Origin of the sequence: Nocardioides sp. NPDC101246 (assembly GCF_044767415.1) — a bacterium.
In the GTDB taxonomy this organism is placed as follows: Bacteria; Actinomycetota; Actinomycetes; order Propionibacteriales; family Nocardioidaceae; genus Nocardioides.
Genome location: NZ_JBIWNX010000001.1, coordinates 311,256 through 332,552, shown reverse-complemented (window position 1 = coordinate 332,552; position 21,297 = coordinate 311,256). Strand labels below are relative to the sequence as shown.

Genomic DNA, 21,297 nt, shown 5'->3' with positions numbered 1-21,297 from the left:
GCTCAGATCCCCGACTCCAGCACCTTGCGGAGGTCCTCGGCGTCGTACCAGATGTCGTTCTTGTCCGAGGCGCAGTGGAAGCCGTCGGGCACCGGGACGGCATCCATGATCGGCTTGTAGCCCCACTGCGGGTTCTCGGGCTCGATCACGTAGTACTTCCCGTCGCGGATGCTGACCGCGCGGCGGCCCTCCTCCGGGCTGATCATCTCCTCGTGGAGCTTCTCGCCGGGGCGGAGCCCGATGTCGACCAGCTTGGCCCCGGGCGCGACCGCTTCCGCCAGGTCGACGACCTTGTGGGAGGGGATGTGCGGGACGAGCAGCTCGCCGCCCTGCATGATCTCGAAGGTGTCGAGCACCATCTGCACCGCCTGCGGCAGCGTGATCAGGAACCGGGTGCACCGCATGTCGGTGATCCCGAGCGCCTCACCGCGCTCGGCCATCGCCTTCCACTTCGGGATGATCGAACCGCGCGAGCCGGTCACGTTGCCGTAGCGCACCACGGAGAACCGGGTCTCGTAGGAGGAGGCGTAGTTGTTGCCGAGGATGAAGATCTTGTCGGCCGTCAGCTTGGTCGCGCCGTAGAGGTTGATCGGCGAGGAGGCCTTGTCCGTCGAGAGCGCGACGACCTTCTTGACGCCGGCGTCGATGGAGGCCTCGACGACGTTCTGCGAACCCAGGACGTTGGTCTTGATGAACTCGAAGGGGTTGTACTCCCCGGTGTCGACCTGCTTGAGCGCCGCGGCGTGTACGACGTAGTCGACGCCGTGGAGCGCCCGGTGCAGGCGGTCGCGGTCGCGGATGTCGCCGATGAACCAGCGAAGCCTCGGGTCGTTGCCGAACAGCTGACGGCACTCGTACTGCTTCAGCTCGTCACGCGAGAAGACGATCACGCGCCGTGGGTTGAGGTTGTCCAGGAGATGGCGGATGAACGCCTTCCCGAACGATCCGGTCCCGCCGGTGACCAGGATGCTGGCGCCATCGAGAGGATGGTCGGTCGGGGCGTCGGACTCTCGAACGTCCGAATTGGGCACGGTCACAGGGATGCTCTCTACTCTGGGCCTCACTGGTGCGCCAACGACACGGCGCGCAAAAGGTGACACTTGCCGTGCCGCCCGCCGAAACGGACGAATCCGAGAGGTTGCGCATACATGCCCGTGGGATCGGTCGAGGCCGAAGGCCTTTGCGTGGCCATGATGTGCGATGCCGGCCCCGATGTCGGCATCGGGCACGTCATGCGCTGCCTGGCCCTCGGGGAGGAGCTCGTCGCCCGAGGGGTACGCGTCGTGATGGTCGCGGACCTGGACCGGGTGCCGTGGGCGGCGGAGCAGGTGCGGCGCCGGGGGATCGAGATCGCATCGCCGGGCCCGGGCGACGTCGGCGATGTTCGCGATGTTCTCGCCCGCCTCGAGCCGTCATCGGTGGTCGTGGACTCCTATCTCCTCCCGGCTTCGGTCTATGCCGACCTGAGGGATCGCTGGCCGCTGCTCGCGCTCACCGACGGCGATCCGCGCGGACGGGCCGCCGACCTGTACCTGGACCAGAACCTCGGCGCGGAGGCCTCCACCTGGGCACTCCCCGAGGGGGCCAGGCATCTCGGTGGGCTCGACTACGCCCAGCAGCGACGTGAGATCGTCCGGCAGCGTCCGAGCGCGCCCAAGGTCGCCGCCGACGAGCACACGCCCCTGCGGGTGCTGGCGTTCTTCGGCGGAACGGACGCCTTCGGCGTCTCCCCACGAGTCGTACGCCTGGTCGCGCGAGCGGGGATCGCCGTGGAGCTGACCGCAGTCGCGGCCACCGCGGAGCTGGCCGAGGAGATCGCCGGCATCGTGCCGGCACCGGGCCAAGCCGTCCACGTGATCGGGCCGACCGACACCCTCGCCGAGCTCGTCGCCGACTCGGACGTGGTCCTCAGCGCCGCCGGGACCTCGGCCTGGGAGCTCTTCTGCCTCGGCGCGGCGGTCGGGTTCGTCTGCGTCGCCGACAACCAGCAGGATGCGTACGTCCGGATGGACCGGGACCGGCTGGCCGTCGGGATCGCCACCCTGGCCGAGCTCGACGGCGACTCCGCGGACGCCGTGGCTCGGATGCGTGACCTCCTGGGTGACGTACGCCTGCGGGAGCGGCTGCGCGCAGCCTGCTGGGCCATGGTGGATGGCCGAGGGGCTGCGCGCGTCGCTGATGCCCTGCTCTCCCTGGTCCGAACCCGCCGAGTCGGCGCGTCCTGACCACAAGCCGCGCCGAGTCGGCTCGTCATGACGAGCCGACTCGGCGTCGGGTCAGACCAGGTCCCAGCTCAGAGGTGTGCCGGCGGCGGCGTCCTGGGTGAATTGACGACCGAGGACGATGTCGATGTCGGCCGGCGGGAGGCCGTCGGCGGGACGTACGGATCGGACGTTGTCGGGGGAGACCTTCTCCCCGGCCTTCACGTCGCGGGTGACGAAGAGCGAGCGGCGGAATCGCAGGCCCTCGCGCTCGGCCGACTTCGGGCCGATCCGGGCCTCGCCGAGCGCCCGCCAGGCGATCCGCGTCTCGCTGACCAGCGAGGCGAACTCGTCCGGCTCCAGGGAGAAGTCGGAGTCGACGGCACCGTCCTCGCGGGAGAGCGTGATGTGCTTCTCGATCACGCACGCGCCGAGCGCGACGGCCGCGACCGAGGCGCCGATGCCCAGCGTGTGGTCGGAGAGGCCGACGGCGACGTCGAGCCCGTCGCGCAGCACCGGGATCCCGCGGAGGTTGGAGGCCTCCGGTGGAGCAGGGTAGGACGCGGTGCAGGCCAGCACGACGAGATCGTCGTTGCCGGTCGCTCGTGCCGTACGCACCGCCGCGTCGATCTCGGCGAGCGTCGCCGTGCCGGAGGAGATGATCGTCGGCAACCCGGTCTCGGCGATCGCGCGGACCAGCGGCAGGTCGGTGATCTCGGAGGAGGCCGACTTCAGCATCGGGACGCCGAGCCCGACCAGGAAGTCGACCGCCGTCGGGTCGAACGCGGCGCTGAACGGCACCATCCCGAGCTCGCTCGCCAGGGAGAAGATCGGCTCGTGCCAGTCCCACGGCGTGTGCGCCTCCTCGTAGAGCTCGTGGAGGCGGCGGTCGGGCCACAGCGGGTGGTCCGCCGAGAGCCGGAAGGCTGGGGTGTCGACGTCCAGGGTGATGGTGTCGGCGGTGTAGGTCTGGATCTTGAGCGCGTGCGCGCCGGCCTCGCCCGCGGCCCGCACGATGTCGAGTGCCCGCTCCAGGTCACCACCGTGGTTGCCGGACATCTCCGCGATCACGAACGGCTCGTGGTCGGGACCGATCGTGCGGTCCCCGACGGTGATCTCGTGGTGGGTCATCACTGCTCCTTGCCGGAACGTCGGGTGGGTCGGTCCTCGCGGCGCAGGCTGACCGGGATGGCGGTCACCGGGCCGTCGTCGGTGGTCTGCTCGTAGGGCTCGCCCTCGGTGAAGCCGAGCCGGCGGTTCATGGCGCGGACGGCCTCGTTGTGGGGGAGCACCTCGCCCTCGAGGACGTCGATGTCGAGACCGTCGGGCTCGGGGGAGAAGGCGTACGCCACGGCCTCGCGCATGATCTTGGTCCACGCCAGCAGCGCGGTGCCGTCGGCGGTGGTGCCGTCGTGGTCGAGGTAGAAACCCCAGGACGCCGACCGGGCGACGGGATCGTGGTCGAAGAAGGTCACCACGCCGAGCGGGCGGCCGGCGTACTCGAACATCAGGACCCGGCGCGACGCGTCCTGGGCGACCCGGGACCACCATGCGGCGTGCTCCTCGGCGGCGATCAGGTGCTGGTTGATGCTCACCGAGCGGTTCGCGTCCTGGTTGCGCCAGGCGAGCATGTTCGGCAGATCGGCGTCGGTCGCCCGTCGCAACATCGGTCTCCTCATAGGCATCACGATATGGTCCGAGACCATGGAGACTCTCGACCGACCGGCGGTCCGCAAGCTCATGGGCGAAGTGCTGGCCGTGCAGGGGAAGACCCTGCCCGCTGACGACACCGCGAAGCTGTCCGACATCGGCTTCCGCTCCCTCGACTTCTCCGAGCTCGCGCTCCGGGTCGAGGACGAGATCGGCGACGAGCTCAACTTCGAGGCGGCCGGACTGCGCTCGATCGAGACGATCGGAGACGTGCTCGACCTGCTCGTGGAGATCCAGGGGCAGTGATCGCCGACAACCTCGTCGTCGATGCCCGGACGGGGAGGCGAGCCACCTGGGGCGAGCTCGTCCGGCCCGCCGGCCCACGGCGGGAGCCGACGGCCCGCGTGGTGGAGCACAGCGTCGATGCGCTGCCGGCGGTCGCCGCGCTGAAGGACGGCGGCGAGCTCCTCGTCGTCGCCGCCGGACGGCTCGACGAGGCCCTCCGCGCGGAGCTGCGCGGGGCCGGCTTCGACCTCGTCGCCGGCGACGACATCCAGGCGGCGACCAGCCCCCGGGCGGCCGAGGACGGCCGGGTCTGGCTGCTCACCTCCGGGTCGACCGGCCGGCCCAAGCGGGTCGGTCACACCCTGGAGTCGCTCTCGACCGTGACCGGCGAGCTGGCGCCGCGCACCTGGCTGTGCCCCTACTCGCCCGGCACCTACGCATGGTGGCAGGTGATCACGCTCGGGCTGGGCGTACCCGGTCAGGACCTGGTGCTCGTCGACCCTGCCGACCTGGACGACTGGGTGACGCCCGCGCTCGAGCACGGCGTCACCGCGGTGTCCGGGACCCCGACGTTCTGGCGACGTACGTTGATGCGTCACGGCGCCGAGCTGCAGAAGCTCGCGCTCGAGCAGGTCACGCTCGGCGGTGAACCGGTCGACCAGGCGGTGCTTTCGCAGCTCGGCGAGGCCTTCCCGGACGCGCGGGTGTCCTGGATCTACGCCTCCTCCGAGGTCGGTGCCTCGATCGTCGTCCACGACGGTCGCGCGGGCTTTCCGACGCAGTGGCTCGACCTCGACGTCCCCGGTCGTCCGCGACTCTCAGTGGTCGACGGGGAGCTGGTGATCACCTCGCCCCACCACGGCACCGACGCCTCGGGTGCGGAGATGGCCGGCGCCGTACGCACCGGCGATGCCGCCCGCATCGAAGACGACCGGGTCCTGGTCACCGGTCGCCTGGACCGCGACGAGCTCAACGTCGGCGGCTCCAAGGTGTCGGCCGGTGCCGTACGCGACCTGCTGCAGTCCCATCCCGCGATCGCCTGGGCGGCCGTACGCGGTCGCAAGGCGCCCCTGGTCGGGACCATGGTCGTCGCCGACGTGGTCGCCGGCCAGGACTCGGGCGTGACCGCCGACGACCTGACCCGTTGGGCTGCCGAGCGACTGCCCGAGTACGCCGTGCCGCGGCGCATCAAGATGCTCGCCGAGATCCCGGCCAAGGAGACGCTGAAGAGCGATGTCTGATTTCCAACCCTTCCCACCTGTATCCGTCGTGCTGGTCTCCGGTGCCTCGCGCGGCCTCGGTCTCGCCATCGTCACCGACCTGCTCGAGCGCGGGGTGAAGGTCGCGGCCTTCGCGCGCACGGTGACCCCCGAGCTCGAGGCGCTGGCCTCGAAGTACCCCGAGGACACCCACGTCGGCTCGGTCGACGTGACCGACGAGAAGGCGGCCCAGGCGTTCGTCAAGGAGGTCGAGGCGAGGCTCGGCGTCATCGACGGACTGGTCAACAACGCCGCGATCGGGCAGGACTCGCTGCACGTGCACACCTCGTCGGACCGGATCGCGCAGATCATCGAGACCAACCTGACCGCGCCCCTGGTGCTGACCCGGTTCGTGCTGCGGCGCCTGATCGGCAAGGGCCTCAAGGGCCGGGTCGTCAACGTGACCTCGATCTGTGGCCAGCGCGGCTACCAGGGCCTGGTGGCCTACTCGGCCACCAAGGGAGGTCTCGACGCGGCGACCCGCTCGCTGGCCCGCGAGCTCGGCGGCCGGGTGCTGGTCAACGCGGTCGCTCCCGGGTTCTTCGCCTCGGAGATGTCCGCGGTGCTCGGCGCGAACCAGCTCGAGTCGATCGCGCGGCGTACGCCCTCGGGTGCGATGACCACACCGGAGGACGTCGTGCCGACCGTCCGGATGCTGCTGCTCGAGCAGGCCAACATCAACGGCCAGTCGATCGTCATCGACGGCGGCGGCTCGATCTGATGCCCGGCGGCCGGCTCCTGGTCGGCAGCGACGCCGAGCTCGCCGGCTATCGCGCCCGCAGCCACCTCCACGACGGCCGGGTGGTCGCCTGGGCGAGCTCCGACGACGTCCCGGTGGCGGTCGACGCCGAGGTGGAGCGTACGGTCCCGGAGGCTCTCGCGAGGCGGTTCGGCACCGATGGGTTCTGGGAGCGATGGACTCGGGCCGAGTGCGTCGTGAAGCTCACCGGCCGCGGCGTCGTCGACATCGTGGCCCTGATGGCGGGCGAGGAGCCCAGCGCCGACGTACGCCTGAGCACCCTGCGTCTGCGGGGCGGGATCGTCGTCTCGATCGGCAGAGTCCCTGCCGAAGGTTCCCTGAGGGGTATCGGCCGGAGTGCGGGAGACTGTTCGTTCGCCTGTAACCTCTGAGTTCGATCAGATTCGCGGGAGCGTCATTCGGGACGACCCCGAACCGAGAGGGATTGTGCATGGGTCAGGGAATCGTCGACGTCCTGCGTCGCGCCGAACGAAGGATGCCTCAGGGTGTCCGTCGACTGGCTCGTGACGCCGGGCATCGCGTTCTCGGGCACGAGCGTGGCGCGCTCGTCTCGGTCGTGGTGACGGTGACCGACCAGGACAAGCAATACCTGGCCGAGTCGCTCCTCTCCGTGCGCGAGCAGACCCATACGTCCCTCGAGATCCTGATCGCTCCCTACGGCCAGGCCAGCGTGGTGAGCGACCAGATCCTCGCCGACCTCCCCGACGACTACCGCCTGCGGCTGCTGGACAGCTCCGCGACGCAGGCCGAGGCCCGCGACCGCGGTGGTCGCGCGGCGCGGGGAGCCTACGTCTGCTTCCTGCTCGCCGCCGACCTCCTCACCCCGAACGCGATGCGTACGCTGGTCACCGCCCTGGAGGGGAGCGGGTCGGATCTCGCGGTCGGTCGCATCGAGAGCCGCCAGCGGCTCTCCCCGCCGGTGGTGCCGGCCTACGACCTCGTGCACGCCGAGAACCGCTCCGGCCTCACCCTCGACGAGTTCCCGGTGGCGCTGAGCGACGTCGGGGTGAGCAACCGGCTCTTCCGCACCTCGTTCTGGCGCCGGCAGGGCTTCAGCTTCGGCGGCCGTGGCGGCGCCGACGCGGTCGGGTTCGACGGCTACCTGAAGGCCAACCGCTTCGACGTGGTCACGGCGCCGGTGTGCGTCGACATGGATCGTGCCGACGGCACCCCGGTCGAGCAGCTCCACGACCAGACCCTCGGGATGGAGAAGTGGATCGAGCAGACCCGGTCGACGTGGGTCGCGATCGGAGAGCTGGCCTCGGGCCTGCGTGACCACTGGGCGCTCGGCGGGCTCGCCGGCCGTGCCAACACGATCCTCGGTGACGTCGAGCGGATGGGCGCGGAGCAGTGGACCGCCCTGCGCGACCTCGTCGTCGAGATCGAGCGTGACGTCGCTCCGGAGGTGTGGCTCAAGCTCCCGGTCGAGGTGCGGGCCCGGCTGTCCTACCTCCTTGCCGACCGGCGCGAGGAGCTGACCGCGTTCGTCGCGTCGCGCTGGTTCGAGCGCGGCAACCTGCGTACGCGGGTCGCCGGAGGCCAGGTCCACGGGATCTTCCCCGACACGGACCTGCCCACGGCCGTGACCACGCTCAACGAGCACGAGACCCCGGCGCGGGTGCTGGTGCGGGACGTACGTCCTCTCGACTCCGACCGGGTCGTGGTCGACCTGGTGGCGCGGATCGAGCTCGTCGACCTCGCCGAGACGACCCCGTTCTTCACCGCACGCCTGGTGCCGGACCTGGTCGACATGGACGACGAGGACGGCTTCGCGTCGGACCCCGACACGGTGCTGCCCGACCCGATCGACCTGACCGTCACGCCGCGGCGCGACGCGCAGGCCAACATGACCATCGGTCACAAGTACCAGGACTACCGCGCCGCCGGTTGCCGCACCGAGATCGACCTCACCCGGCTCACCGCCGGGCGCTGGCACCTCGAGGTCACCGTCGCCGTCGACGGCGTCGTCCGCACCACCAGCGACGTCCAGGTCGACACCCGCGGCCCGGCGGGCAACCTGGCCACGCGCTACCGGCCGCGGGTCCACACCTCCGCCGGCCTGTCCGTGGCCTGCGACCGCTTCGAGGACCAGCTCAGCTTCCGCGCCGTCCCGACGACGACCACCACCACCGTGGAGCAGGTCCGGGTCGAGGGCCGGAGCATCTCGCTCACCCTCGCCGGTCAGCTTCCGCAGGCCGTGCGGGCGATCGGTGGCGGCGTACACATCGAGGCGCCCGTCAAGGACGCCACGGTCACGCTCAGCCTCCCCGCCCATGGAGCTGTCGAGCCCGGTGTGCCCGCCGCCTGGCGGCTGGAGACCCTCCAGGACGGCACCTCGGGCCGGATCGTCTGGACCGACGCGGTCGGTGAGCCGTGGACCGGCCAACGCGGCGGCAGCGTGCTGGCCTCGCGAGACGGCCGGGGCTACGCCCAGGTCATCGAGGTGGCCGACACCGTCGCGATCGACCGCGTCGAGCTCGGCGACGGCCGGATCACCGTGCGGGGCGAGTGGCTCAGCTCGATCCCGAAGCACGCCCGGCTGACCCTCTCCGGCTCGCGGCACAGCGAGACCGTCAAGATCGACACCGGCGATGGCAGCTCCGCCGAGTTCGAGGTCGTCTTCACGCTGCGCTGGGACGAGTGGGGTCTGGGCGAGTCCGTCCTGCCCAGCGGCATCTACCAGTTCCAGCTCACCTGCGGGGCCAAGCGCAGCGGCAACGTACGCCACACCGGCGCGTTCCTCGAGCACCAGGCCGAGTTCCAGACCAGTGACGAGGTCCGGCTGCGTCCGGTCAACGGCAACGGCCCGGGGGTCACCCTGCAGCCGCCGATCCCCGTCGACCACGCCGGCAGCTACGCCCACAACCTCGCCCGCGAGCGCGTCCTGGCGGCCGAGGAGCCGATCGACGAGTCCGCGGTCTATCTCTCGACCTACGCCGGTTCGACCGGCACCGACTCCCAGCTCGCGATCCACGAGCACCTGCGTCGCACCCGGCCCGACCTCACCCTCTACTGGGGCGTCGCCGACCACGCCTCCCGGGTCCCCGAGGGCGGCATCCCGGTCGTGCTGCAGAGCCCGGAGTGGTACCGGGTCATCGGCACCGCGAAATACCTCGTCCAGAACATCGACTTCGACCGCTGGTGGAAGAAGCGGGAGGGCCAGCGCTTCCTGCAGACCTTCCACGGCTACCCGGCCAAGTCGATGGGCCTGCGGATGTGGCGCGCGAAGATGTTCTCGCCGCTGCGCTGCGAGGCCGAGCTGGACCGTACGACCGCCGGGTGGGACCTGATCCTCACCCCGACGCCGGAGATGGACCGCTACTACCGCGAGGAGTACGCCTACGACGGCCCGATCCACAGCGAGGGCTACCCGCGCGACGACGCGCTGGTCGGCCCGTCGGCGGCGGAGGATCGCGAGCGTGCGCGCACCCTGCTCGGCATCGGCCCCCACCAGAAGGTGGTCCTCTACGCCCCGACCTGGCGCGACCACCTGGCGCTCAACTACCGCTCGGCGAAGATGGTCGAGCACCTCGATGTGGTCGCGGCCAGCGAGGCCCTGGGTGACGAGTACGTCATCCTGCTGCGCGGTCACCGGTTCAACTCCAAGGGCAGCGAGCGCAGCGAGCGCACCGCCCGGATCATCGACGTCACCGACTACCCGGAGATCAACGACCTGATCCTGGCCTCCGACGCCGCGGTGCTCGACTACTCCAGCCTGCGCTTCGACTTCGCCCTCACCGGGCGGCCGATGGTGTTCCTGGTGCCAGACCTGTCCGACTACACGGGCGGCATCCGCGGCTTCCTCTACGACTACGCCGACACCGCCCCCGGGCCGATGCTCGACACCGCCGAGGAGGTCGTCGCGGCCCTGTCCGACCTGGATCGGCTCGAGGCGGAGCACCGCGACCGGATCGCGGAGTTCAACGCCAAGTACCAGTACACCCAGGACGGCAAGGCGACCGAGCGGGTCGTCGAGGCCTTCTTCGACAAGCCCTGATCGGGGTCCACAAAGCAACGATGGCGCCGTCCCCGTAGGGGCGGCGCCATCGCTTTCCTGCTAGATCATGGCAGCCGGGCGAGAGCCGGCTTGGCCACCGAGGTCTTGTCGGGGATCGCGTTCCAGCGCTCGGGCAGGACCGCGCGGTGCGGGCCGACCTCGAGGAGGACCACGTTGCGGTAGGTCATCCCGTACGTCTCGACGTAGGGCGCCAGCGAGGCGAGCAGGTCCTTCGCACGCCACTGAGCGGCGTCGAGCACGAGCACGTCGGTGTCGAAGGCGTCGAAGTCGAAGGCGTGCCGCTGGTGGCCGTCACGACGCAGGTCGGCCGCCTCGGTGGTGCGCTCGGCCTGCTTGTTGGCGGCGGCGTGGATCTGCTGGAAACCACTGACCGCACGGGTGCCGACGACGTCGGCGGCAGCCAGCAGGTTGCCCTGCAGGTCGGTGTCGGCGAGCCCGGCGATGTCCTCGGTCAGCACGGCGGAGACCGGGAGGACGACGAGCTTGTCGACGTCGGGGAGCAGGTCGGCGACCACGAGCCGCTCGACCTGGCCGATCGGCAGGGTGCTGCCGTCGGGCTGCTTGATGCCGTCGAAGCCGGACACGTCCAGCGCGCTGAGCGTGATCCCCGGCCGGGCGAGCTCGTCGAGCCGCAGGTCGGTGCCGCCGGTGTGGACCCACAGGTGGACCGGACGGGACGAGTGGGCGGCGATGGACTTGATCAGCCGGCGCAGCTTCGGGCGCTGCTTCGGGCGGGCCGAGACGGCGACGTGGATCGCGTCGGCCGGGACCTGCTCCGGGGTGCTGACCGGGTTGCTGCGTACGTCCTCGGCGATCGAGCTGACCAGCTCGCCCACCTTGCGGGCACCGGCACGGCGCTCACGGGCGATCTCGACGTCGGCGGCGTTCATCTCGCGCCACAGCGTGTAGACCTCCTCGACGCCGGCGCCGGAGAAGATCTTGGTGAGGATCGTCTCGAGCCGGTCGTTCATGCCCTCCCGGATGCCGTCGAACTCGTCCGGCGTGAGCGGGTTGAGCCCGGCGAAGCGCGGGTCGGAGAGGTTCTTGGGGCGGAAGTCGATGTCGATGCCGATGCTGCGACCGGGCAGGTAGCAGTGCAGGCGGCTGGTGACCAGCTTCTGGTGGTCGCGACGGTAGCCCTCGAGCATCGAGATCGCGTCGTCGATGTTCTGCACGAACGGCCGGAACCGGACCTCGTCGAGGCCGCCCTGGGCGTAGGTCGGGGCGCCCTCGGGGATGGAACCGTCGAAGACATCGACGTAGCCGACCGGCGCGTCCGGGCCGGGGAGCTCCTCGGCGTCCGGGAAGACCGTCGAGACCGTGGTGGTGAGGCAGCCGGAGAAGAAGGCGGGCACGCCGACGGAGAGCAGGATGTCGACGGTCGTCCAGTCGCGGCAGCCGATCGGGGCGTACTTCTTGAGGTACTCGATCGTCTCGTCGGTCATCATCGCGCGGGTGCTGCAGTGGAACGAGACGAAGATTGGGCGCAGGTTCTTGTGGAACGGCATGCCGTAGCGCATCTCGAAGATGGGGTGCATGTACCACCCGAAGCCGAGCATCCAGGTGTCCTTCGGGACCGGCTGGTACATCGACGCGTCGCGCTGCAGGGTCATCAGCTGGACCTTGGCGGAGAGGCCCTCGCGGACGCGCTCGGGGCGGACGCGGTCGCGCAGCCGGTTGGCCAGGTCGTCGAGCTCGGACTCGCCGGTGAACTCGAGGTCCTTGTGGCGCACCACGTGACCGAGGGAGGCGACGGTCTGGACGTGGTCGCCGATGTTGGCCGAGGCACGGGAGCGGCCGGGGTGGCCGTAGTCGACGACGGCGTAGGAGACGGTGCCCTCCGGCGCGGCCGGGGCGTCGGGCTCGTCGTTGTCGGCAGCCACCCACGAGCGCAGCCAGTCACGGCTCTCGACGGTCCACTTGGTGTCGCCGTTGGTGCCGTCGCCGATGGCCTCGTCGAGCCGGGCGTAGAGGCTGCGTGCGAGCTCCTGGTCGCCGAAGCCGAAGACACGGCTGGTCATCGCGAGCCATGCCCGCCCCGGGACGTACGCAGCGCCGGACTCGGCGAGGTCGCGCAGGGCGGCGCGGGTCGCGTCGGGGTCGACGTGGAGGCCGGACATGACGTACTCGTCGGCGGCCTTGGCGGCCCACTCCTCGACCGGGATGCCCTGGAAGAGAGCCCAGGCGCGCTCGTAGAAGCCGCCACCGGCGGCGTTCACGGCACCGTCGAGGTCAGCAGCGACGACGAGCGGCTCGACCTCGATGGAGATCGGCGCCGGCTTGCCGGCCGAGTCCGCCGCCTGCGGTGCGCCCTCCGAGATGGACGGGACGCGAGCGGTCAGGCTCTGACGCAGGCGCTCGGGAAGCAGCTGGCGAGCGAGTCGTCGAGCTGGGCTGGCCATGGGACTCCTTCATTGATGGTTCGACGCAGTGTCGTCGGGCGGAGCCGCGATGTTCGCGGTCCGTTCACACGTTTCCCCCTATGATCCAGGCCGGATATCCTGCCCGAAGAATCGGCAATCCCCAAAGACGCCGACTAATCTCTGCGCATGCCGATCCCCAACCCCCACGAGCAGGTCGCGTTCCCCGAGGGCCGCTACCTCACGATGTGCAACGAGATCGCGACCAAGTTCGGCGGACAGACGCGGGCGATGATCATGCGCAACCGCCTGATCACCCAGCACACCGGGATCCCGACCACGCTGCTGACCACCGAGTCGAAGCCCGTCTACGACGAGGTGCGCCAGGTGCTGCGCGACTCGGGCCAGCTGGTCGAGGGCATGGACCTCCTCAACCTCTACGAGTGGTACCGCCACAACACCCCGACCGACGCGCCGGACGAGTCCGTGGCCGCGCTCGGGGGCCGGCTGGCCGAGGTCGCCGGCACGACCACCTCGGACGTACTCCACCCCGACGGCACCGTCTATTACACCGCCCACTCGCAGTCCGGGAAGGACCTGGCGCGCGACTACCGTCGCGCCGACGGGTCGATCTACCTGCGGGCGCCGGGTCCGGGTGCCCCGGCCGCGTCCCGGGTGCCCTACATCCTCACCGACGCCGAGGGGCTCCCGATCCGGTCGTGGGAGACCGTGGGCGGCTGGCTGTGGCACTGGCTCGAGCTGCTCGCCGGCGACGCCGAGCGGGTCTTCTTCGTGACCGACTCCCGGTTCGCGCTGCGCGACGTCATGCCCCGCCAGGACGACCGCTTCTACTTCCTCCACCTCATGCACAACAACCATGTCGTGAAGGAGCGGCGCTGGAACTCGCAGCTCTCGGGCAAGTACGCGCCGCTGCTCGACAACATCCACGAGTACGACGCGCTGGTCAACCTGACCCATCGTCAGTCCGAGCACCTCGCGATGCGCTACGGCTCGACCTCGCACCGGTTCGTCGTGCCCAACCCGGTCGAGCTGCCGGAGCTGCCCGAGACGATGCCCGAGCGGGAGCCGGCGACGTTCGTCACCGTCGCTCGCCTCGAGCCGCAGAAGCGCCTCGAGCACGCCATCAAGGCCTTCGCGAAGGTGATCGAGAAGCGGCCCGAGGCCAAGTTCCAGATCTACGGCGACGGCAAGCTCTACAAGCCGCTCGCGGACCTGATCGAGACCCTCGACGTCGGCAAGAACGTCCAGCTCATGGGCCACGACCCGCGAGCCAAGGAAGCGCTGCTGCACGCCACCGGCTTCATCATGACCAGCGTCAACGAGGGCTACCCCCTCGCCACCCTCGAGTCGCTCTCCTTCGGCTGCCCGGTGATCAGCTACGACATCAACTACGGTCCGCGCGAGCAGATCGCCGACGGCGTCGACGGCTTCATCGTCGAGGCCGAGGACATCGACGCGGTCGCCGAGCGCTGCATCCAGATGATCGACGACCCGGCGAAGGTGGCCGAGATGTCCCGCAAGGCCCTGGAGAAGGCGAGCAAGCACGACTGGCGCGCGTTCCTCGAGGACTGGCGGGTCGCCTTCGAGGGTGCGGTCGCGCAGCGGCCGGGCCGGATCGAGAAGGCACGTGCCCGGCTCGACGTGCACGCCCTCGGCTGGGCGCGCCCGATGCCCGAGGGCGTCGCGACCCGCCTGCCGGGTCCCGCCGGCCGGTTGGGTCGCACCCAGGCGAGCTCTGCCGCCTTCCGTGACTCTCGTACGCTCCGCTTCGACGCCACGCTCAACGTGATGGGCGAGTGGCCGAAGGGCGTGATGGCCGACCGCATCGTCACCCTCGACGCCGTCTGCAACGAGACCGGCGAGGTGGCCGCGCTGCCGCTCGACGTCTCACCCGGGGGCCGGGGCGAGTTCCGGCTCGCCTCGAGGTTCGACCTCGCTGAGGTCTTCGAGGAGTTCTCCGAGGACGCGCGCAACCTCGACCTGCGGCTCCGGTTCACCGTCCACAACTGGAACTGGCAGACCAGGCTCGGCCGGCCCCGCGAGGTCCGCCCGAACTTCGAGGTGTCGTTCGGCCCGAACGACGTCCTTCACCTGCAGCGGCGCTGACCGGCGGTCGTCAGGATTGGCGTGCGGACGACGTGGAGCTTCGTACGCCGCTCCAGCCGGAAGCCGGGACGGTCCTTGAAGTACTCGTCGACCGCGTCGCGGCACCCGCTGTAGTGGAAGTAGTCGTCGAGCACGATCCGTCCACCCACGACCAGGTGAGGGGCGATCCGCTCCAGGCAGGTCATCGTCGACTCGTACCAGTCGCCGTCGAGGTGGGCGAAGGCGACCGGCTCGTCGATCTTCAGCGTGTCCTGGAACAGGCCCTGGACCAGCTCGACGTTGTGCTGCGCCGGGTCGATCCCGTGCCTGCTGAATGAGTCGCCCACCTCGTCGTAGAGGTTGTCGCGGTAGCCGTAGTAGGTCTCCCCGCCGATCCCCTTCGAGGTGCCGCTGACGATCTTCCGATAGCGCTGGTGCACGTCCTCGCCGTCGCGCTCGGAGGGCTCCGGGATCATCCCGAAGACGTCGTAGACCCGCATCGGCCGCTTCGGGTCCTTCGCCGCCGCCATCACGATCGCGGAGCCACCCAGCGCCGCACCGGTCTCGATGATCAGTCCGGGCCGGTCCTGGATGTCGGCGTCCAGCACCTGGCGGGCGAGCACCTGCAGGTTCTCGGGCTTGAGGTAGGTGAGGTGCTCGGCGCGGACGGCGTCGAGGACGGTGCGGACCTCGGCGGGGAGCGCGAGGTCGACCAGTGGGTCGCGTACGGACTCCCGGGTGCGTACGGTCTCCGTCCTGAGCCGCTCGACCTCGGCCTGGAGCTCAGCGGTGGTCGGAGATGTCTTCGTCTCTGCCTCGGGCCGCTTCGTCGCGCGCGGCATCCCGTCGGCGGGCTTGCGTGCGACCACGACGTAGTTCTTCGGCATCCCTCGCTCGAGGCGGCGACCGGAGACCTCCAGCCGCGCGTAGAGGCGGCTGAGGTGGACCGCGAGCTTCTGGTTGAGGAGCACGATCGGGGCGACGTAGGCGAGCTTCCAGCGCAGGCCCCGCCCGCGGAGCTCACCGGTGCTTGCGGGAAGGTTCTTCGCCATCATCTGGTAGCTGTAGGCGACCGTGCCGAAGTAGCCCTCGAGCCAGTTCATCCGGGCGATCTCGAAGCCTGCCTCCTCGAACATCTTCCGCAGCGAGAACTGGGTGTAGCGGAAGAAGTCGTAGGGTTTTTGGTGCTCGGCGAAGAACAGCGGCGCGGAGAGGAAGATCCGCCCGCCCGGCTTGAGCACCCGGTAGAGCTCGGCGATGGCCTTCTCCGGCTCGGGTACGTGCTCGAGGACCTGGTTGCAGATCACCCGGTCGAAGCTGCCGTCATCGACCGGGATGTCGGTGATGTCGCAGACGTAGTCGAGGGGAGCGTACGCCGAGCTCAGCTGGGCGAAGTCGGCCGCCTCGTAGCGGGCGTGCTTGAACAGCTTCCGGTAGGGCGAGCGACCCGCGCCGGCGTCGAGCACGCGCATGCCACGCTTGGTGCCCTTGGCGAAGCGCGCCATCTCCTGACGGAGACGTACGCGGGATGGATTGATGTGCCGGGGCTGAACCGTTCTAGCGCGATCCTGCCGGCCTCTGGGCCACATGGAGCGACATTAGCGCCCCTGAAGCGGAGTCTCCCGCAAACCACGCAAGACGGCGTCGCGCACCGGGTCGTGGAGGCGGCGCTCGATGAGGTAGTGGAGCGCGATGGCCAGCACGAGGGCGGTCGAGACGGCAGCAGCCAGGACGACGTACTCGTCGTAGCGGCCGTGGAACATGTCGATCACCCAGAACGCGAACTGCGCGTGGATCAGGTAGAGCGGATAGGTCAGAGCCCCGAGCGTCGTCAGGAAGCGCGCCTCCACCCGGCCCAGCGGGCCGGCCGAGACCAGCCAGACGAGCGCCGCGAACCCCACGATCGCCCAGCCGGTGACCGCCGGCGAGACGGTGGCGCCGACGAGCTCGGTGGCACGGTCGGCGTACTCGGTCGCCTGGCGGATGCCCAGGATCACGTTGTAGGCCACCGCGAGCCAGGCGATGAACGAGTTGCCGAACCGGTAGATGAGGAACAGCGCCATGCCCATGGCGAAGAACGGGGCGTACTCGGCGAACAGGAGCGAGTTGAGCACGCCGGAGTCGGTCGCCCGGGCGATCTGGGCCAGCAGCGGCCACAGGAACACCACCGCGATGACGCGCTGCTTGGTGATCCCGACGAGCAGGAAGACCCCGATCAGCAGGTAGAACTTGAGCTCGATCCAGAGCGTCCAGAAGGCACCCTGCGCGCTGAGCACGTTCCAGCCGTCCTGGGTCATCGTCAGGTTGATCAGGCCGCCGACGAACCCCTGGTCACGCCCGCCCTTCCAGTAGGCCTGGAGGACCAGCGTGATGATCACAGCGATCCAGTAGGCCGGGAACAGCCGGGCGACCCGGGAGGAGACGAAGCGGGGCAGGTCGCGACCCCACGCGGTCATCAGGATCACGAAGCCGCTGATGATGAAGAAGAGCTCCACGCCGAGGTAGCCGTAGCGGGTGACGTGGTTGAGGGTCGGGAAGACCTCCCGGGGGTCGAGGCCCCAGTACGGGGTCGCGATGCCGGTGAGGTGGTAGCCCACGACGACCGCAGCCGCGATGAAGCGGAGCGCGTCCAGCGCGCCGAGCCGGGAGCGGCGTACGGCCTTCTTCGGCGCGGGCGCGGCGGTGGACGCGGGGGCAGTGTCCTCGGAGACCGTGGGAGCGCTGGTCATCGGGTCAGTTCCCCGCCGCGGCGTCCAGGGCCTCTTGGATCGGGTCGATGCGGCGCAGGTCGATGACGTGGCCGGTGCTCGACGCGATCAGGGTGTCCAGCGACGCCCGCGCGACCGCCTTCGACTCCAGGAGCGTGTGGGACGGCTCCTGGCCGAACGCCTTGGTGCGCATCGGGGTGGCGGTGCGCTCGGGGTTGATCGCGTTGACGCGTACGCCCTGGTCGGCCCACTCGTCGGCGAGGGCCTGGGTCAGGTTGACCGTGGCCGCCTTCGCGGAGGAGTAGAGCGCGTAGCCGCGGCGACCGCGGGTGTAGGAGCTCGAGGTGAAGAAGAGCAGCGAGCCCTTCGCCCGGGCGAGGTAGGGGAAGAACTCCTGGGCGATCAGGACCGGCGCGATGTAGTTGATCTCGGTCGCGTTGTAGATCGTCTCCTCCGAGACGGTGGCGAGCTCGCCGCGCGGCAGCACACCGGCCGTGTTGACCACGAAGTCGATCGAGCCGAAGCGCTTGCCGGCGTCGGCCGCCGCGGCGACGATGTCGGCCCGCTTGGCGACGTCCGTGCTGGTGGCCGAGCGGCTGTAGGAGGCGACGTTGGCGCCGTAGGACTCGGCCAGCTCCGCGATGTCGGCCCCGATGCCGTAGCTGCCGCCGAAGACGACCATGTTCTTGCCCTCGAGGGCGGCCCGGTAGTCGGCCTCGGCCTTCTGCGGGAACTGCTGGTGAGCGGTGAGCTGGAAGAGCTTGTCGGCGATGTAGACATCGATCGGCTCGGTGACCTTCATGTTCTGCTCGTGACCGTCGACCACCCAGATCTTGGTGTCGGGCAGGTACCTCAGCACGACGCTGCAGTCGTCGGTCGCCTTGAACTCCGGGTCCTGGTCGGCGATCTCGTAGGCCCGCTTCAGGGTCGAGGCGAGGAAGGCCTGCGGGGTCTGGCCGCGACGCAGCCGCGAGCGGTCCGGGATCTGCGAGATGGTGTTGTCGTCGTTGAGCTCGATGATCGTGTCCGCGGACGGGATGGCCACGTCGACGGCCTGGTAGGTCACCAGCGCCTTGAAGCAGTCGGTGATCACGTCCTCGCTGAGCAGCGGACGTACGGCGTCGTGGAGGAGCACGTTGCAGTCCTCGCCCTCGGGGAGGGCGGCCAGGGCGCGCTTGGTCGTCTCGTTGCGGGTGTCGGCGCCCTCGAGGATCTTGGAGACCTTCGGGTAGCGGCCGTCGCGGGTCATCGCGTGCACGGCGTCGAGGTGGCCGGGGGCCATCAGGATGATGATCTCGTCGATCTGCGGGTGGCGGTCGAGCACGCCGAGGGTGTGCTCCATGATCGGCATCCCGGCGATCTTGATGAGCTGCTTCGGGATGTCGAGACCCACGCGGGAGCCCACACCGCCGGCAAGCAGCACGGCAACGTTACGAAGCACTGAACTCTGACCCTTTGATAGATGACGAGGAGGGAGCGGATTCTTCCATGATGCGCGCTGCGGACTCCAATGCTGGGGACGAGGTGATACCCAGCCGTTGCCCCGAGGTGTGATCCGCGCCCGTGTGATCGCAGTCACGTCAGCTTGATGTTTCGGAAGAGTGACCGGCGGCGTACCTTTGTTTCAGCTCGGTCACGGTGGCCGAGCAGGCAGGCACAACGTCTGGTACCCATCCCGGCTCCGTTCACACGGGGGAGTGGTCGGAGGGACTGGAACGAAAGGTCTACAACCATGAACCCACTCAGGGTGGGCGTCGTCGGCGCGGGTCGCGTCGGGGCCGTCCTTGCAGCAGCCCTCAGGTCCGCCGGTCATGAGATCGTCGCGGTCGCCGGAGAGTCCGACGCCTCTCGCGCACGCATCGCCTCGCTTCTCCCGGGTGTCCCGGTCGAGAAGCCGACCGCCGTCGCTCGCGCGTGCGACCTCCTTCTCCTCACCGTCCCCGACGACATGCTCGGCAACGTCGTCAAGACGATGACCGACGCCGGTGCGATCCGGCCCGGGATGTACGTCGCGCACACCTCAGGCCGCCACGGACTGGCGATCCTCGAGCCGGCCGCCGCGATCGGCGCCCACGTGATGGCCGTCCACCCGGCGATGACCTTCTCCGGCACCTCGGTCGACCTCGCCCGACTCTCCGGCTGCGTCTTCGGGCTCACCGCCGCGACCCCTGCCGACCGGGCCTTCGCCGAGTCGCTGGTGCTCGACCTCGGCGGGAAGCCGATGTGGGTGCCCGAGGAGATGCGGACGCTCTACCACGCCGGGCTCGCCCACGGCGCGAACCACCTGGTCACCCTGGTCACCGAGGCGATGGAGATCCTCGCCGCCGCCGGCGCCACCGACCCCGCGGGCACCCTGCGGCCGCTGCTGACGGCCGCCCTCGACAACGCCCTGGACCACGGCGACGCCGCGTTGACCGGCCCGATCGTCCGCGGCGACGTCGGCACCGTGGCCGCCCACCTCGACGACATCCGCACCAACGCTCCGCAGACCCTGGCGTCGTACGTCTCGATGGCGCGGGCCACGCTCGACCGGGCCGTCTCGGACGGGCGGCTGCTGCCCATCCGGGCGCTCAAGATCAAGAACCTGCTCGACGAGGCCGACCGGGCTGCCGTGCAGCCGCTTCCGCGCCCGATCCACCTCTGGAACCAGTGATGACCCACCTCGCAAGCACTCGCGAGGAGCTCGCGAAGCTCCTCGACTCCGCCCGCCGCGAAGGCGAGAGCGTCGGGTTCGTACCGACGATGGGCGCTCTCCACGAGGGACACGCGTCGCTGATGCGCGTCGCCCGCGAGCGGGTCGGCGGGGGCCCTGTCGTGGTGTCGATCTTCGTCAACCCGCTGCAGTTCGGCGCGGGGGAGGACCTCGACCGCTACCCGCGCACGCTCGAGGCGGACCTGGAGGTCTGCGAGCGGGAGGGCGTCGACGTCGTCTTCGCGCCGTCGGTGGACGAGGTCTATCCCGGTGGGCTGCCGCAGGTGACCGTGGCCCCAGGGCCGCTCGCTGACGTGCTCGAGGGCAAGACCCGGCCGGGCCACTTCGGTGGTGTGCTCACCGTCGTCGCGAAGCTGTTCGGGCTGGTCAAGCCCGACGTCGCCGTCTTCGGCGAGAAGGACTACCAGCAGCTCGCCCTGATCCGCCGGATGTCGGCCGACCTGTGCCTCGGCGTCGACGTCGTCGGCGCACCGACGCAGCGCGAGGCCGACGGCCTGGCCCTCTCCTCGCGCAACCGCTACCTCCCGCCCGAGCAGCGGGAGGAGGCGACGACGCTGTCGCAGGCGCTCTACGCCGCGCAGCGCGAGGCAGCGCACGGTGTCGAGGCCGCGCTCCAGGCGGCCCGTTCCGAGCTGCGCCGGGCCAAGGGGGTCGACGTGGACTACCTCGTGGTCACCGACCCTGCGCTCGCTGAGCTGTCCACCCACCCGGAGCCGGCCACCGAAGCCCGGATCCTCATCGCCGCCCGGGTCGGCACGACCCGACTCATCGACAACATGAGCCTCACGATCGGAGCATCCCGATGACTCGTCTGCGCACCATGATGACCGGCAAGATCCACCGCGCCACGGTCACCCAGGCAGACCTCCACTACGTCGGCTCGGTCACCGTCGACGCCGACCTCCTCGACGCCGCGGACATCCTCCCGGGCGAGCTGGTCTCCATCGTCGACATCACCAACGGTGCCCGCCTGGAGACCTACACGATCGCGGGCGAGCGCGGCAGCGGCGTACTCGGTATCAACGGCGCCGCCGCCCACCTGGTCCACCCGGGGGACCTGGTCATCCTCATCGCGTACGCGCAGATGACCACCGAGGAGGCGAAGGCCTTCGAGCCGCACGTCGTCCACGTCGACGAGGCCAACCACATCATCGCGCTCGGCTCCGACCGGAGCGAGCCGGTTCCAGGAACCGACCAGATGCGTGGACCGCTCGTTCTCACGCAGTAGCGTGCGGTC

Annotated in this window: 17 protein-coding genes; 10 read left to right on the top strand and 7 right to left on the bottom strand. The window is 69.9% G+C overall.

Annotated features, from left to right (window positions below; translation table 11 throughout):
• Positions 1 to 2: 2 nt before the first annotated feature.
• The gene (pseB, locus tag ACIRON_RS01545) at positions 3 to 1,037 is read right to left on the bottom strand and encodes a UDP-N-acetylglucosamine 4,6-dehydratase (inverting) (protein WP_402988040.1); all 1,035 of its coding nucleotides are present in this window, start codon (positions 1,035 to 1,037) and stop codon (positions 3 to 5) included.
• Positions 1,038 to 1,148: 111 nt separating this feature from the next.
• On the opposite strand from pseB, the gene ACIRON_RS01540 reads away from it, so the two are divergent.
• Positions 1,149 to 2,225 (top strand): PseG/SpsG family protein, encoded by a 1,077-nt coding sequence (locus tag ACIRON_RS01540; RefSeq protein ID WP_402988038.1) that lies wholly within the window; start codon positions 1,149 to 1,151, stop codon positions 2,223 to 2,225.
• Positions 2,226 to 2,276: 51 nt separating this feature from the next.
• Here the strand turns inward: ACIRON_RS01540 and pseI are convergent, their stop codons facing one another.
• Together pseI and ACIRON_RS01530 are read right to left on the bottom strand one after the other, a co-directional pair.
• On the bottom strand, positions 2,277 to 3,332 hold the full coding sequence (pseI, locus tag ACIRON_RS01535) for a pseudaminic acid synthase (protein WP_402988036.1): 1,056 nt from the start codon (positions 3,330 to 3,332) through the stop codon (positions 2,277 to 2,279).
• Complete coding sequence (locus ACIRON_RS01530) at positions 3,332 to 3,880, bottom strand: GNAT family N-acetyltransferase (protein WP_402988034.1); 549 nt, start codon at positions 3,878 to 3,880, stop codon at positions 3,332 to 3,334. Before ACIRON_RS01530 ends, pseI begins: the two co-directional genes overlap by 1 nt.
• 25 nt (positions 3,881 to 3,905) lie before the next feature.
• Here ACIRON_RS01530 and ACIRON_RS01525 point away from each other — a divergent pair, with 25 nt between their 5' ends.
• Genes ACIRON_RS01525 through ACIRON_RS01505 form a run of 5 tightly spaced genes read left to right on the top strand, consistent with a single transcriptional unit; the run spans position 3,906 to position 10,152 of the window.
• On the top strand, positions 3,906 to 4,157 hold the full coding sequence (locus tag ACIRON_RS01525) for a phosphopantetheine-binding protein (RefSeq protein ID WP_402988032.1): 252 nt from the start codon (positions 3,906 to 3,908) through the stop codon (positions 4,155 to 4,157).
• Positions 4,154 to 5,377, top strand: a complete 1,224-nt coding sequence (locus tag ACIRON_RS01520) for an AMP-binding protein (RefSeq protein ID WP_402988030.1) — start codon at positions 4,154 to 4,156, stop codon at positions 5,375 to 5,377. The genes ACIRON_RS01525 and ACIRON_RS01520 overlap by 4 nt, the downstream gene beginning before the upstream one ends.
• A complete protein-coding gene (locus ACIRON_RS01515; RefSeq protein ID WP_402988028.1) occupies positions 5,370 to 6,116 on the top strand; it encodes an SDR family NAD(P)-dependent oxidoreductase in 747 nt (248 codons plus the stop codon). Before ACIRON_RS01520 ends, ACIRON_RS01515 begins: the two co-directional genes overlap by 8 nt.
• Positions 6,116 to 6,526, top strand: coding sequence for a hypothetical protein (locus ACIRON_RS01510; RefSeq protein WP_402988025.1), 411 nt, complete (start codon positions 6,116 to 6,118; stop codon positions 6,524 to 6,526). Before ACIRON_RS01515 ends, ACIRON_RS01510 begins: the two co-directional genes overlap by 1 nt.
• 59 nt (positions 6,527 to 6,585) lie before the next feature.
• Positions 6,586 to 10,152, top strand: coding sequence for a CDP-glycerol glycerophosphotransferase family protein (locus ACIRON_RS01505; RefSeq protein WP_402988022.1), 3,567 nt, complete (start codon positions 6,586 to 6,588; stop codon positions 10,150 to 10,152).
• A gap of 65 nt (positions 10,153 to 10,217) precedes the next feature.
• On the opposite strand, the gene ACIRON_RS01500 is transcribed toward ACIRON_RS01505, so the two are convergent.
• Entirely contained in the window at positions 10,218 to 12,575 is a 2,358-nt protein-coding gene (locus ACIRON_RS01500; protein WP_402988019.1) for a hypothetical protein, read from the bottom strand.
• 147 nt (positions 12,576 to 12,722) lie between these two features.
• On the opposite strand from ACIRON_RS01500, the gene ACIRON_RS01495 reads away from it, so the two are divergent.
• On the top strand, positions 12,723 to 14,660 hold the full coding sequence (locus tag ACIRON_RS01495; RefSeq protein WP_402988017.1) for a glycosyltransferase: 1,938 nt from the start codon (positions 12,723 to 12,725) through the stop codon (positions 14,658 to 14,660).
• On the opposite strand, the gene ACIRON_RS01490 is transcribed toward ACIRON_RS01495, so the two are convergent.
• The 3 genes from ACIRON_RS01490 to ACIRON_RS01480 are packed head-to-tail and all read right to left on the bottom strand — an operon-like array spanning position 14,642 to position 18,788.
• A complete protein-coding gene (locus tag ACIRON_RS01490; protein ID WP_402988014.1) occupies positions 14,642 to 16,228 on the bottom strand; it encodes a class I SAM-dependent methyltransferase in 1,587 nt (528 codons plus the stop codon). The two genes, ACIRON_RS01495 and ACIRON_RS01490, sit on opposite strands and share 19 nt — an antisense overlap.
• 9 nt (positions 16,229 to 16,237) lie before the next feature.
• Complete coding sequence (locus ACIRON_RS01485) at positions 16,238 to 17,368, bottom strand: acyltransferase family protein (RefSeq protein ID WP_402988011.1); 1,131 nt, start codon at positions 17,366 to 17,368, stop codon at positions 16,238 to 16,240.
• 4 nt (positions 17,369 to 17,372) lie between these two features.
• Positions 17,373 to 18,788: an SDR family NAD(P)-dependent oxidoreductase gene (locus tag ACIRON_RS01480; protein WP_402988008.1), complete on the bottom strand. Its 1,416-nt coding sequence runs from the start codon at positions 18,786 to 18,788 to the stop codon at positions 17,373 to 17,375.
• A gap of 291 nt (positions 18,789 to 19,079) precedes the next feature.
• On the opposite strand from ACIRON_RS01480, the gene ACIRON_RS01475 reads away from it, so the two are divergent.
• Genes ACIRON_RS01475 through panD form a run of 3 tightly spaced genes read left to right on the top strand, consistent with a single transcriptional unit; the run spans position 19,080 to position 21,288 of the window.
• Positions 19,080 to 20,000 carry a Rossmann-like and DUF2520 domain-containing protein gene (locus tag ACIRON_RS01475; RefSeq protein WP_402988005.1) on the top strand — a complete coding sequence of 307 codons (921 nt, stop codon included), beginning with the start codon at positions 19,080 to 19,082 and terminating at the stop codon, positions 19,998 to 20,000.
• Entirely contained in the window at positions 20,000 to 20,866 is an 867-nt protein-coding gene (gene panC, locus ACIRON_RS01470) for a pantoate--beta-alanine ligase (RefSeq protein WP_402988002.1), read from the top strand. The genes ACIRON_RS01475 and panC overlap by 1 nt, the downstream gene beginning before the upstream one ends.
• Positions 20,863 to 21,288 (top strand): aspartate 1-decarboxylase, encoded by a 426-nt coding sequence (panD, locus tag ACIRON_RS01465; protein WP_292650997.1) that lies wholly within the window; start codon positions 20,863 to 20,865, stop codon positions 21,286 to 21,288. The genes panC and panD overlap by 4 nt, the downstream gene beginning before the upstream one ends.
• The last annotated feature ends 9 nt before the right edge of the window (positions 21,289 to 21,297 follow it).